This window comes from Streptococcus dysgalactiae subsp. dysgalactiae (assembly GCF_900459225.1).
GTDB lineage: Bacteria > Bacillota > Bacilli > Lactobacillales > Streptococcaceae > Streptococcus > Streptococcus dysgalactiae.
This window is the reverse complement of sequence record NZ_UHFH01000003.1, coordinates 92501-105346: the sequence shown is the minus strand read 5'-3', so window position 1 is coordinate 105346 and position 12846 is coordinate 92501. Positions and strand designations below refer to the sequence as shown.

Annotated in this window: 7 protein-coding genes, 5 tRNA genes and 6 pseudogenes (1 of these 18 running past the window's edge); 1 reads left to right on the top strand and 17 read right to left on the bottom strand. The window is 39.8% G+C overall.

Features of this window, described 5'->3' with window-relative positions; all coding sequences use genetic code 11:
- Nucleotides 1-38: 38 nt before the first annotated feature.
- The 4 genes from DYD17_RS00765 to ispE form a co-directional block, all read right to left on the bottom strand.
- A complete protein-coding gene (locus DYD17_RS00765) occupies nt 39-851 on the bottom strand; it encodes a metal ABC transporter permease (RefSeq protein ID WP_003049147.1) in 813 nt (270 codons plus the stop codon).
- Complete coding sequence (locus tag DYD17_RS00760) at nt 844-1563, bottom strand: metal ABC transporter ATP-binding protein (protein WP_003049145.1); 720 nt, start codon at nt 1561-1563, stop codon at nt 844-846. The genes DYD17_RS00765 and DYD17_RS00760 overlap by 8 nt, the downstream gene beginning before the upstream one ends.
- A gap of 3 nt (nt 1564-1566) precedes the next feature.
- Nucleotides 1567-2010 carry a zinc-dependent MarR family transcriptional regulator gene (locus DYD17_RS00755; RefSeq protein ID WP_003049143.1) on the bottom strand — a complete coding sequence of 148 codons (444 nt, stop codon included), beginning with the start codon at nt 2008-2010 and terminating at the stop codon, nt 1567-1569.
- 68 nt (nt 2011-2078) lie between these two features.
- On the bottom strand, nt 2079-2930 hold the full coding sequence (gene ispE, locus DYD17_RS00750; RefSeq protein ID WP_003049141.1) for a 4-(cytidine 5'-diphospho)-2-C-methyl-D-erythritol kinase: 852 nt from the start codon (nt 2928-2930) through the stop codon (nt 2079-2081).
- A 286-nt stretch (nt 2931-3216) separates the two neighbouring features.
- Between ispE and DYD17_RS00745 the strand changes: the two are divergent.
- Nucleotides 3217-4166, top strand: a pseudogene (locus DYD17_RS00745) (polyprenyl synthetase family protein).
- A 64-nt stretch (nt 4167-4230) separates the two neighbouring features.
- Here the strand turns inward: DYD17_RS00745 and cydC are convergent.
- The 13 genes and pseudogenes from cydC to DYD17_RS00685 all read right to left on the bottom strand — a co-directional run.
- Nucleotides 4231-5979: pseudogene (gene cydC, locus DYD17_RS00740) on the bottom strand (thiol reductant ABC exporter subunit CydC).
- Nucleotides 5976-7116: pseudogene (locus DYD17_RS00735) on the bottom strand (ABC transporter ATP-binding protein/permease); the annotation flags it as partial. The pseudogenes cydC and DYD17_RS00735, both read right to left, overlap by 4 nt.
- Nucleotides 7094-7924, bottom strand: a pseudogene (gene cydB, locus DYD17_RS00730) (cytochrome d ubiquinol oxidase subunit II); the annotation flags it as partial. The pseudogenes cydB and DYD17_RS00735, both read right to left, overlap by 23 nt.
- Nucleotides 7925-9052 (bottom strand): annotated as a pseudogene (locus tag DYD17_RS00725) (cytochrome ubiquinol oxidase subunit I).
- Nucleotides 9053-9111: 59 nt separating this feature from the next.
- Entirely contained in the window at nt 9112-9351 is a 240-nt protein-coding gene (locus tag DYD17_RS11015; RefSeq protein ID WP_255312499.1) for a cytochrome ubiquinol oxidase subunit I, read from the bottom strand.
- Nucleotides 9352-9465: 114 nt separating this feature from the next.
- Nucleotides 9466-10674, bottom strand: a pseudogene (locus tag DYD17_RS00720) (NAD(P)/FAD-dependent oxidoreductase).
- A gap of 14 nt (nt 10675-10688) precedes the next feature.
- Complete coding sequence (locus DYD17_RS00715; protein ID WP_003049139.1) at nt 10689-11588, bottom strand: prenyltransferase; 900 nt, start codon at nt 11586-11588, stop codon at nt 10689-10691.
- A gap of 85 nt (nt 11589-11673) precedes the next feature.
- Entirely contained in the window at nt 11674-12258 is a 585-nt protein-coding gene (locus DYD17_RS00710; protein ID WP_115252499.1) for an NUDIX hydrolase, read from the bottom strand.
- Between the two features lie 232 nt (nt 12259-12490).
- Nucleotides 12491-12574 (bottom strand) — tRNA-Leu (locus tag DYD17_RS00705).
- 19 nt (nt 12575-12593) lie between these two features.
- Nucleotides 12594-12665 (bottom strand) — tRNA-Gln (locus DYD17_RS00700).
- Between the two features lie 8 nt (nt 12666-12673).
- Nucleotides 12674-12746 (bottom strand) — tRNA-His (locus DYD17_RS00695).
- A 10-nt stretch (nt 12747-12756) separates the two neighbouring features.
- Nucleotides 12757-12827: transfer RNA gene (locus DYD17_RS00690), tRNA-Trp, on the bottom strand.
- 6 nt (nt 12828-12833) lie between these two features.
- Nucleotides 12834-12846, bottom strand: a tRNA-Tyr gene (locus DYD17_RS00685); it runs 68 nt beyond the window's last position.

The window sequence follows — 12846 nt, the reverse complement described above, 5'->3', positions numbered from 1 at the left end:
CTAAAGAGCTCAGAACAGTCGTTCTAAGCTCTTATTTTTTATAGTTTTTTACGAATCAACGCCAAAAGGTTCACCACAAGGAAGATACTAATGAAAATCATCGTAATAGTTGCACTGGCTGGCGTTTCCCAATAGTAAGAAAGGAAAATACCACAAAGCATACCAACAAAACCGATAACAATACCAATAAAGATAACAGATTTGAAATTTTTACCCAATCTCATGGCAATACTTGCTGGCAAAACCATAATCGTTGAAACCAAGAGTGCTCCTGCTGCCGGAATAGTCAGGGCAATGGCTACCCCTGTCACAATATTAAACAGAACAGACATCAAGCGAACAGGTAGACCATCTACAAAAGCAGTGTCCTCATCAAAGGTCAAAATATACATTGGACGAATGAACAGAATGGTCAAAACCAAAATAATCACCGCGATAGCAAATAAGGCAATGACTTGCTCCATGCTAATTGTGATAATAGACCCAAAAAGATACTGTTCCAAACTCATGTTGGAAGAACTGTTAGACTTACTCATGATAATCAAGGACAAGGCCAAACCAAGTGACATCAAAATAGCCGTCGAAATTTCCATATAGTGCTTGTAAACAACACGCAGGTATTCTAGTAAAATCGCAGCCAAAACTACCACGATAATAGTGGTGATAGTTGGTGAAATCCCAAGAACCACCCCAAAAGCTACCCCAGCTAGAGAAACGTGACTAAGAGTATCACTCATTAAACTCTGACGACGTAAAATGAGAAAAATCCCTAAAATTGGAGCAAAAATACTGATTGCCACAACAGCCATTACCGCCCGTTGCATAAAGTCATAAGACAAAATATCAAGCATGCGCATGACCTCCTTTATCATCGTCCGCTTCAACATCATGAATGTTGAAACAACGCCAAGGAAGCTTTTGATTCCTAATCAAATGAATATTGCGATCAGCATAGGCGTTTACTTCTTCGGGATCATGAGTAATCATCAATACCGATTTGCCATGTTTATGCGCACTATGATGCATCAATTCATAGAAAGTATCAGTTGTCCCACTGTCCATTCCTGTCGTTGGCTCATCTAGCACAAAAATATCTGGGTCAGAAGCAAACATACGAGCGATAACCACACGTTGTTTTTGACCACCTGATAAACTACCAATTCTCTTATAGCGACTTTCCCACATGCCAACAGCTTCAAGACTTGCTTGAACATGTTCCTCATCATGTTTGTTTAAGTGTCTAAACCAACCACTGCGTGGGTATCGACCTGACTTGACAAACTCATAAACGGTAGAGGGAAAACCAGCATTAAAACTAGCCACTTGTTGTGGCAAATAAGCAATTCTTAATTTTTTACCATCTTTATTTTTCTTGGCAATGGTAACTTGACCAACTTTTGGCTTGAGAATGCCTAAGGTCGCCTTAATCAAGGTTGACTTTGCGGCACCATTTTCGCCAGTCATGGTGACAAATTCTCCACTATCTAAATGGTAAGTGATGCCTTCTAAAACAGGCTCACTCTCATATTGAAAGGAGAGATTTTCCACTGATATGTATCTCATGGACTACCCTTCTAATTCCTCCGCGAAAACTGTTAAAAACTTGTCGACCACCTCTTGTTCTTCTGCGGAGAATTTCTTCAACAAGCGGCTGTAAACATTTAAGGTTTCGTCATGATGGTGGGTATGCTCTTTAGCAATCGGTTTAGCTAATTCTGTTAGTTCAAAATAAGTCACCCTAGCATCGACAGTATCTTTAGTCCCTGCTAACATGTCTTGTTTCACCAAACTTTTAATAGCTTTGGTAACAGCTGCCTGACTGATATTTAGTTTTTTAGCCAAGTCTGTATTGGTCAGACGTTCTTGCGATAACAACATTAGGATATGTTCTTGTGTATTGGTAAGCTTGACATCGCTTTGACAAGCCCCAAACAATAATTCATGCTGATTTTCAGCCTTCATCAAAATCGCATTTACTAAACTATCCAGTTTTTTTTCTAAAGTCCCCATAACTACCCTCTTTCATTAACCAGTTAATTATAACATGAAGCCCCTAAAGAAGCAAACCCAGAACGGATTTACAGGGTTCTCACCTTATAAACTTCCTTACAAAACCCTTTTAAACTATTGACCACTCGGTTAGCCTGCGTTTCTGTTTGACACAGGGCAAAAACCGTTGGTCCACTGCCTGTCATCAAGGCAATGTCAGCACCAGATTGTATCATTTTGTCCTTTATTTTTTGAATAAAGGGATGCTTCGCAATGGAAATATCTTCTAAAGAATTGCCCATTTCAGCCAATATGCCATTATAGTCACCCGCTTCAATCGCAGCAACCAAATTAGCAATAGACACTCTTGAAATGGTGTCACAATTAATATCCGAAAATACTGTGCGTGTTGAAATGCCAAATTCTGGTTTTACCAAAACCACCCAAGACGATAACTGACCAGCAAGTTGGCTGACCACTTCTCCTTTACCTGTCACTTGGGCACATCCTGCAACTAAACAATAAGGAACATCACTACCAATCTGCATTCCTATTTCAATCATATCTTTCTGACTGAGATCTAAGTGCCATAATTGATTCAATGCTCTGATGGTTGCTGCTGCATCGCTCGATCCGCCACCCATGCCAGCACAAACTGGAATGCGTTTTTCTAAAAAAAGTGACACTCCTGTTTTAATCTGAAAGCGGTCTTTCATTAACTGAGCAGCCTTATAGACATTATTGTTGTGATTAGTAGGCATTTTAGGACAATTGGATGAAAAAACAATCCTGTCCTCGTCCAAATGATCAACAGTCACATAGTCGCATAAGTCAATACTAACCATAACCATGGACAAATCATGATATCCATCTGAGCGTTTTCCCTGAATATCCAGCCCTAAATTGATTTTTGCAGGAGCTCTCTCAATGATTGTCACCATAATACTCCTTACTCTATTGTCGTTACACTAACAAATATACACAAACCTCGAGAAAAATTCAAATAAATGTATTCTTTCTAAAGCAAGTCTCCTTCTCGTATTTTGAAATGATCTTATCTATCCATTCGTAAAATCGCTTCTAAAAATAGACTTCTCTTAATCCCCTCTAAAAAGCAAAAGATTTCTTAATTCTAATCCTAGTAATAGTGCTTTAAATACGGTAAAATAAAGAAATAAAGTAACCAAGGAGCACACTATGTCTTCGTTTTAGAGCAAAAACCCTCGTATGCAGGCCAAAATTAACAAAATCTGTGCCTTAATTGACAAACGAGTCGCAGTTAGAAACCCCGCTATCGAAACTGCTATTGTTGACCTCAGCACCGCAGGGGGAAAATACCTCCGTCCTGCTTTCTTCTATCTTTTCTCAGAATTTGGACAAGAAGAATCTGTGGATGAAGACAAACTGCTTAAAATTGCTACTTCACTTGAAATTCTACACATGGCAACCCTCATCCACGATGACATTGTCGATGATTCGCCTCTCAGACGAGGGCAAGAAACCATTCAAAGTCAATTTGGGAAAGATGTCGCTGTTTATACTGGGGACTTACTCTTCACCGTCTTTTTTGAGTTAATTTTAGAAAGCATGGCAGATACTCCTTACATGACGGTAAACGCCAAAACCATGAAGAAAATTTTAATGGGTGAGCTTAACCAAATGCATCTACAATTTAATCAAGAACAAACCATCCGTAGCTATCTCTATTCTATTTCTGGTAAAACAGCAGAACTTTTTAGACTAGCAAGTAAAGAAGGAGCGTATTTTGGAGGAGCAGATGGCAAAATTGTCGCTTTAGCTGGTAGAATCGGCTTTAATATAGGTATGGCCTTTCAGATTTTAGACGATATTTTAGACTATACCGCAGATCAGAATACCTTTAACAAACCTGTCTTGGAAGACCTAACAACAGGTGTTTATAGTTTGCCTCTCCTTTTTGCCCTACAAAAAAACCAACAAGTTTCAAACCTCTCCTTGATAAAGGCAGAGCAATCACCCTAGCAGAGCGACAATTAGTCTCCCAAAAAGTTATAGACATTGGTGGTATTGAAGCTTCTCGGCAACTCGCAAGACGCTTTACCGAAAAAGCTATCATTGACATCAAACAATTACCAAAAATCAAAGCTCAAAAGCAACTGCTGCAATTAACAGATAACCTGCTTAAACGTCATATCTAAGTTTTAAAACCCAAAGAAGCCTGAAACAGCATAACACGCTGTCTCAGGCTTCTTTGTTATTGTATTACCACTTGCCATCATCAATGGCTTTCAGGTGACGATACCTGTCACTGGTAGCATAGAGTTGCTTTGGAGTTCCTACCATTTCAAGTTTACCACCTTCTAAGAAAATCACACGATCAGCATGTTCAATCCCTTTCAAATGATGGGTAATCCAAATTAAGGTCTTACCTTCCAAAGCTTCCATAAAAGTGACTAACAAGTTTTTTCAGTAATGGGATCTAGCCCAACAGTTGGTTCATCCAATATAACAATTGGGCTTTCTTGCAGTAAAATACGAGCCAAAGCTAAACGATGTCTTTCCCCGCCTGAAAAACGCAAGCCTGCTTCATCAACCATAGTGTTCAAGCCATCTGGTAACTGCTCTACCATTTTACGCAGGCCAACACGGTCTAAAACCTCCCAAACCTGAGATAAGCTGGCATCTTCATTTCCCAAACGCAAGTTATTAAGCAGTGTTGTGTTGAAGAGATAAGGAGCCTGTTGGATAACACCAATATATTCAGCAACCTGATTACCTAATTGGGTCACAGGAACACCTCCTAACAAGATTTGGCCTTCTTCAGCAAGTAAATCACCACGTAAAAGAGTCGCTAAAGTGCTTTTCCCAGAGCCGCTACGACCTAGAATAGCTAATTTCTCACCAGTCTTAATGTCCAGACTAAACTGATCCAAGACTTTTTTCTCCTCTGGCCCATAACGAAATGTCAGATTCTCAATATGAAAATCAAGAGGTACCTGAGGTGATAAAGCTTGTGTTTCGCTTTCTTTCGGGTGAGGTAGGTCATTGAGACGACTAATTGAGTCAGCGTAGACATTCGTCTCTTGACTTGCTACCGATAAACCAGCAAAGGCATCCACCAAAGGAAAGACAGATAAGACAAACGCCGCAATCCAATTGGCTTGACCACCATGATCCCCAGAAAAGGTCATTGAGGTCCAAATAATGGTTAAGACCACTAGAAATCCAAATACCAATTCAAATAACAAACTTCGTACATGATGAAAATGACGCATTTGTTGCTGCACGGCTTGTAAGTCTGCTTGAGAAGCCTCATGCAACTGCACATAATCCTGTCCCCGTTGGCTAAAAATCCAATCAGAAATCCCCATCACATTATCAGTTAGGTCTGTATACAGTGCATTCTTCAAAGCCTTTTCCCGCTTTTGCCTAGCTCCATTAACCACCACAGATCACAAAGGAAATAGCACTAAAATAATTAAAAAATAGAGCGCCATCATAATGGCAAAGAAAGGAGAGAAAAATCCAAGTCCGATAATAATAGCAAAAATAGAGCAACCAAGCAATAATGGTTGGAAAAATTGTTCGTAAGTAGAGGTTCTGAAGATGATTAATATCTTCAGCCAGTAACCCCATCACATCTCCCAAGCGATAATCACGCTTCATAAAAACAGCATCTTGTTCAATAGCTTCATAAAGCTTTAAACGAAGATTAGAGGTCATTTTTAACACCCAGTTATGGCTTGTCAAACGTTCCAAATACCTGAAGACAGGACGTCCTATTCCAAAGGCACGGGTCAAAACAATGGGAATGTAAACCAACAAAACATTAGTCGGCAAAGAAGCCGATTTGCTAATTAAAAAGCCAGAGTTAAACATCAAAGCCGCAGCTGAAAAGAAGGTACAAAATCCTAAAAACAGGGCTAAAACCAGTGGGATTCGGTATTGTTTCAAATAGGATTTTACCCAGTCATCATGCTTCAGGGAATCACATAAAGGAATTTTCATCACACATCACCTCCCATAGCTGCTGTCGACTGATACAACTTGCCTTTTTGAGCAATAAGGCTACTATAATCTCCCATTTCAACCAAGCGACCGTCTTCAAGCACTAAAATCACATCCATCTGATTAAGCCAGTGCAACCGATGTGTTGCAAAAAAGACTAAACGGTTTTCCATTAAAGGAATCATTTTTTCTTTCAGTTCTAGTTCTGTCTCAATATCAAGATGGGCAGTTGGTTCATCAAAAATCATAACGCGACGGTTCTTATCTAAAAAAAGCGCGCGCTAGGGCAATCCGTTGTGCCTGACCACCACTTAGGGGCCTTGCCCCATTTCCGATGCGTGTGTCCAAACCGTCTGGCAATTCTGTTACCAATTCTTCCAAACCAACCACACGAATGGCTTCCCAAACTTCCTGATCACTGGCATCTGGTGTGTAAAAGGTTATGTTGTTTCTCAGACTACTTTCAAAAACATATGGATTTTGAGGAATATACAATAACTGCTGACGCCAAGCCTCCTGATTTAGTTCATCAAGCACTTGATCTCCCAAACGAATTTGACCAGCACTCGTTTCTAAAAAGCCACTCAAGAGATTAATCAGACTGGTTTTCCCTGAACCACTCATCCCAATAATGCCAACTTTTTGAAAACCACTGACAGCAAAGTGAGTTCCTTCGAGTAAATCTTTATCCCCATACTGAATGGCAATATTATCTAAGACCAACTGACTGTCGGTACTCCATCTTGGAAGCTTTAGTTGCGCCTTACGATGACTTGGACGATTAAGAATCTTCTGAATAGCCTGAAAGGCATTTTTACCATCCAAAGTCGCATGGTAATCACTAGAAAAATCACGCACTGGTAAAAAATATTCTGGTGACAAAATCAGCACCGTCAAGGCTGGAAAGAGTAAGATTTCTCCTTTAATCAAACGAAGTCCCAAAAGAATAGCAACAACGGCAATCGACAAGGTTGAGAAAAAATCCAAGGCAAAAGTAGATATAATCCCTATCCTTAAACTACTCATGGTTGCCTTACGAAAAGCTTCACTGCTACGATAAATGCTTTTGCCATAACGCTTGCTAATACCAAAAAATGTCAAGGTATCAATGCCTCGCAACCCTTGGGAAAAGTCCTTGGAATAAGAGCGCGACCAAAGCAACAAAGGTCAGCCCACTTGCTATAAAAGCAGACATTTCATGTTGCTTAAAGACACTAGCATGCGCAAAAAGGGACAAAGCCACAATCACGACCAATAAAACTAGTGTTCCTAAAGCATGTTGGCTAAAAAAATCTGTTTTGAGGAACAAAAGAATGGCAAAAACAAGCAAGCCAAGGTACAAGACCCAGTATAAAAAGGCTGCATAATTACGAGCCCAATCCCTAACAGGATCAGTCGTTTTTAAGCTGATGTAATTCAAACCATGCAAGTAAGATAAGAGTAACACAGCCACCCCACCAACAAGTGAAAAGAAATTAATATAATCCCCAAAGTGAGCCATCATATTTCCTTTAGCATCAAGAGGTACACCCTGAATCAAACTAATAAACATAACCCCAAAGAAGAAGGGAACAAGGGCTGAACCAATGGTTAGGGTTCAATTCCAAATGTTTTTTTGCTCCGCTGGAACCTTGTGTCTAAATTCAAAGGAAACCCCGCGAATAATCAGACCACACAAAATGGTTAGTAGAATCAGGTAATAACCACTAAATAATGAGGCATACCAATAAGGGAATGAGGCAAACATAGCACCACCTGCCGTTAACAACCAGACCTCATTACCATCCCATACAGGGCCTATAGTTTCGACAATCTGATCTTTTTCATGCTCATTATGGGCTAAGGTTTGCACAGCCATCCCAACGCCAAAATCAAAACCTTCTAAGAAGAAAAATCCTGCAAACAAGAGACCGATAAGAAAGAACCAAAAGAATTGTAACGCCATCATTTAATATGCCCCCTTCTCAAATGGATCAATAGAAGATTGACTGGCTACTGATAAGTGCGCCTCTTCGTGTTCAGGACCTTTATGCAATTCTCGAATCACTAAACTTACCATCATCGCACCAAGTCCACTAAATAATACAAAATAAACACTATTTGATATTAAGAGTGATGCCGCAGAAACATTAGGTGACACACTATCTTTAACCGTAAACAAGCCATAAACAGTCCAAGGATAACGCCCTTGCTCAGTAATAATCCAACCAAGTGTATTAGCAATAAATGGCGCAAATGTCGTCAGTGCCATAATGCGTAACAGCCACTTCTGCTGATAAAGCACTGGCTTTTTCTTTCGTGTCAAGAATAAACCAAGTACAGATACTCCAAGCATCAACATCCCAAAACCAGCCATCAATCGGAAGCTGTAAAACAGGAGATTAACCATAGGGAAATAGTTACGTTCCCCGTACTTCTTAACCAAGTCCTTATTAGCGGTATTCATTCCAGGAACTGCACCTGATGGCTTGCCATAAGATAAAATACTTAGCATGTAAGGCACTTTAATGCCAAACACTTGCTTTTTATCGGCTTCATTAGCCCAGGCAACCACTGTCCAAGCAGCCGGATCACCTGAATCTTCATAATCCCCTTCCATAGCAGCAAATTTCATGGGTTGCTCATGGAATAAAGCTTTCATTTGCAAGTCCCCTGCTCCCATAACTGCCAAAGAGCCAAAAAGGGAAATAACTAGCCCAATACGAATAGATTTCTTGTAAAGAGAAACTGTTGTTTCTTTTAGCGTCTCTTTTTCAATAATTTGAAAGCCGACATCCCTGCAACCAAGATACCACCCATGGTAATAGCACCAGTAATCACATGGCTGTACTCATAGAAAAACTGGGGGATTGGTAATCAACGCAAAGAAGTCTGTCATTTGAGCACGACCATTTTCAATGGTATAACCAACAGGATGTTGCATAAAGCTATTGGCAATCAAAATCCACATCGCAGACATCAAAGAGCCAAAAATAACCAACCAGATAAAACTCAAATGAACTTTCTTACTGACTTTTTGATTATCCCAAGTAAACATCCATAACCCTAAGAAGGTTGATTCCATAAAGAAAGCCAATAATGCTTCGACTGCAAGGGGAGCACCAAAATATCCCCCACAAAACGTGAGTAGTCTGATCAGTTCATTCCAAACTGAAATTCCTGAATAATCCCCGTTACAACTCCAACTGCAAAACTCAAGAGCATCATGTTACCCCAAAATTTTGTCAACTTTTTGTAGTCTTCATTCTTAGTGACCACATAACACGTTTCTAAAATAGCAACAATTAAACACATTCCAATAGAAAAAGGAACAAAGAAAAAGTGAAAAATAGTTGTCATTGCAAATTGAAAACGTGCCAACGCCTCAATAGTCATAAATTTCCTCCAGTTTCAAATCGGTTTAGACCGACATGCCTTAACCCAACAACAATTTGTTATCTACCTCGCCAACAACTGCGATTACCGCTAATTGCAGAGCAACTTATCTTATTAATGGTACAAGTCAAAACGACCCTTCGCCAATAGCTCCTTTAAGCCTCCAATATCTAAAAGGGATTTGTTCATAATACTCTTTTTGATAACAGAAGCAAGATAAGACTTAACTGGCAATTTACCGACCAAACCAAAGGCACGTGTATTCCCTACCGATGCCACTGTTCCCAAAGGTTGATAGCTAAAGTCTTCTGTCGCTTCCCCTCTTAATTAGTGAAGCACATTTTTGGCTGCATGTGTTCCCATGCGTGTTGCAATTTGTGCAGTTGTTGGGAACGGACGATTACAAGACGTGTCCATAAAGGCTGATACATCTCCAATCACATAAACATTATCATGTTCAGGATCACGCAAATCATTTCCCACAACCACACGACCGCGACGCTGGTTAAACCCTGACTACCCCATTACTGGACTACCACTCACACCTGTGGTCCAAACAATTGTCCCAGCAGCAAGAGACTGTAAAGCCATATCTTCAGAATCAACCGCATATAAGACATGACCGGGTCGAATTTCTTTAATCGTGCAGCCAAGCATCAACTTCACACCGAGCTTCTTTAATAAATTAACACCATGCTGAGCAAGAGCGTCATCAAACATTGGTAGAATACGATTAGCTGCTTCCACACAAATAATCTCAATCTGCTCAGGAGCAACACCAGCAAGTTTTGCATAGCGTTGGCGTTCATCCACAAAGGCACCCGCCAATTCAATTCCTGTAAACCCAGCTCCGCAAATCAACAGACGCAGAGATGTCTCATCTTTAGTCTCACAGTAACTAGCCATCGTTTTTAAAATATGCTCATGAACAGCTTCAGCCGTCTCAATATTAACCATCTGAAGCGCATTTTCTTGTGCCCCAGGAATACCAAACGTTTCTGATGTAAAGCCCAATGACACAATCAAATAGTCATAAGTTAAGGTTCCATTTTCCTTCATAGTTACCGTCTGAGCCTCACGATTAACTTGAATCACTTCATCTTGTAAAAAAGTCACCTTATCAGGATTAATAACATCCAAAATCGGATAAGAAATTTTCTCCTTTGAATGGAATCCTGCCGCCACCTCATAAAGTTCTGTCGCCTCATAATGATAACTATTACGATCAATCAAGGTAATATGGAAATCATCTTTTTATTTTTGTAATTGTCGTACTGCTTTTAAGCCAGCATAGCCTGCGCCTAAAACTAAGACTTCTTGCATTGTTACATGTCTCCTCATAAAAGAATACCGATAACGTAAGTAAAGGCTTGTAAAGTAGAACCCAAAGCCAAAATACGAATCGCACAACTAAATGTCTCTTTTTTAATTTGTTTCAACCACAATAGCTTGGTCTGTTTATAGATAAAAGGAATCAATAACAAGGTCAATAAAATAGTAGCTGGAGCAAGTCCAAAAAGAAATTCTAACACAATCGCACAAAGAGCCAAAATATTGCTTAGAGAAAATAATATTAAGCCCCCTCTAGTTCCCGTGTAGTGGACTAGAGTAAAGCGATAATTACGTTCATCCTCTTCCTTATCACAGAGGTTATTAGCCAACATCAAGTTAGCAATCCATAAAGTATTAGGAAGAGAAATCAAAAAAATACTAGCTAAGCGCTGCCAATCCAAACTAAATTGTTGATAAGTGTTCAAATAAACACAGATTAAGCTAATCATGAAGCCCATAGTAAAGCCTGAAAAAACCTCACCTAAAGGTAAACTATACAGAGGTCTTGGCCCTGCAGAATACAAAATACCTACAGCATAACAAAAACCACCCATCAGTAGCAAAGGCCATCCCACCAACCAAGCTAGTACAAAACCAATCACAACAGAAACCACAAACAAAACAAGCATCAGCCTCCTGACAACCGTCAAAGAAAGCTTCTCCCTACCAATAATATTAGTGTCCCGTTGATAATGACTATCATGTGCATGCAAGTAATCATTATAATTATCCCAAATATCCACAAACATGTTGAATAACAGCATGGAAATAAAAAACAAGAACACCAACCAAGGATGAATATTTCCATAATAGTAGTAACTAAAACAAATACCAATAAGGAAGGGAAGAATACTAGCCGTTTTTGCTTTGATTTCAACCAATTCCAAGAAAACAGGAATCGTCATGAGAACCCCCTTGTCACACCAAATCTCTAACATTACTATTATAGAGAAAAAGAAAGCAATTGCAAATAAATTGAATTAAATTATTTCACAATAATAGAAAAATAATAAAATATTTAATTAAAGATGAAAAGAATCGTTTCATTTGAGACTGATGGGCGCCATACTGACCGACCATATCAAAACACAAATCTATCTTGCTTTTCAGGTAAGGGATAAATGAGCCTTCATCAATCATACGTAAAATTTCGTGACGATTAGCCCAACGAACTGCCTGAACTTCTTCTTCCTGAAGAACCAAACTTTGCAAATCACCAAGATAAGGAACAGTCACTAAAAACGTATCATCAAATCCTTCGCCAAAATTAATAGTGAAATGAGGTCTGACTCCAGTCAAGTCTAAAAAAATTCCCAATTCTTCCTCAAGCTCTCGCATAGCTGCCTGTTGTGCTGTCTCACCCGCAAGCGCACTCCCACCAACAGTTACATCCCAAAGTCCTGGCCATCCAGCTTTATCTGCTTGGCGTTGCTGAATCAGCATCTCACCCCTATCGTTGAACAAACAAATATGCACCACCAAATGATAGTCCCCTTGCTTAAACAAAGAACCACGCTCCATCACCCGGCCCGTCTTCACCCGATTAGCAGTATAAATATCCCACAATTCACTCATCATAAGCCTCCACAAAACTCACAAAATACCCTAAACAAATTAACAACTAGTTTCCCAATCCAAAGAGAGTAACAACACACAACAGTAGCAACCCCAAAAATATTTATGCATAGTTATCATACCACAAAGCTAAATCATTAAACAGACCCTATCAGTAGGATAAGGCATAATATATAAGTGGAAGTTGAGACAAAACAAAAAACAAGGTCATTAAACCTTGTCTTTTCAAGTATACCGGCGGCCGGGGTCGAACCGGCACGTCCGTGAGGACACTGGATTTTGAGTCCAGCGCGTCTGCCAATTCCGCCACGCCGGCTTTAAATATAATATTTAAACTGGGGTAGCTGGATTCGAACCAACGCATGAGGGAGTCAAAGTCCCTTGCCTTACCGCTTGGCTATACCCCAATAAAATAGGCGAGTGATGGGAATCGAACCCACGAATGTCAGAGCCACAATCTGATGTGTTAACCACTTCACCACACCCGCCATATTCTAACACGGGCAGTAGGAATCGAACCCACACTGAAGGTTTTGGAGACCTTAGTTCTACCTTTAAACTATGCCCGTTTAGGATGGAAAGAGAGGG

Coding starts and splice junctions, on each gene's coding strand:
- DYD17_RS00710 (WP_115252499.1), bottom strand. CDS start 12,258: ATGAGTGAATTGTGGGATATTTATACTGCTAATCGGGTGAAGACGGGC.
- DYD17_RS11015 (WP_255312499.1), bottom strand. CDS start 9,351: ATGACTATTGAGGCGTTGGCACGTTTTCAATTTGCAATGACAACTATT.
- DYD17_RS00765 (WP_003049147.1), bottom strand. CDS start 851: ATGCTTGATATTTTGTCTTATGACTTTATGCAACGGGCGGTAATGGCT.
- ispE (WP_003049141.1), bottom strand. CDS start 2,930: ATGGTGACAATCATTGAGAGAGCTCCTGCAAAAATCAATTTAGGGCTG.
- DYD17_RS00760 (WP_003049145.1), bottom strand. CDS start 1,563: ATGAGATACATATCAGTGGAAAATCTCTCCTTTCAATATGAGAGTGAG.
- DYD17_RS00755 (WP_003049143.1), bottom strand. CDS start 2,010: ATGGGGACTTTAGAAAAAAAACTGGATAGTTTAGTAAATGCGATTTTG.
- DYD17_RS00715 (WP_003049139.1), bottom strand. CDS start 11,588: ATGACGATTCCTGTTTTCTTGGAATTGGTTGAAATCAAAGCAAAAACG.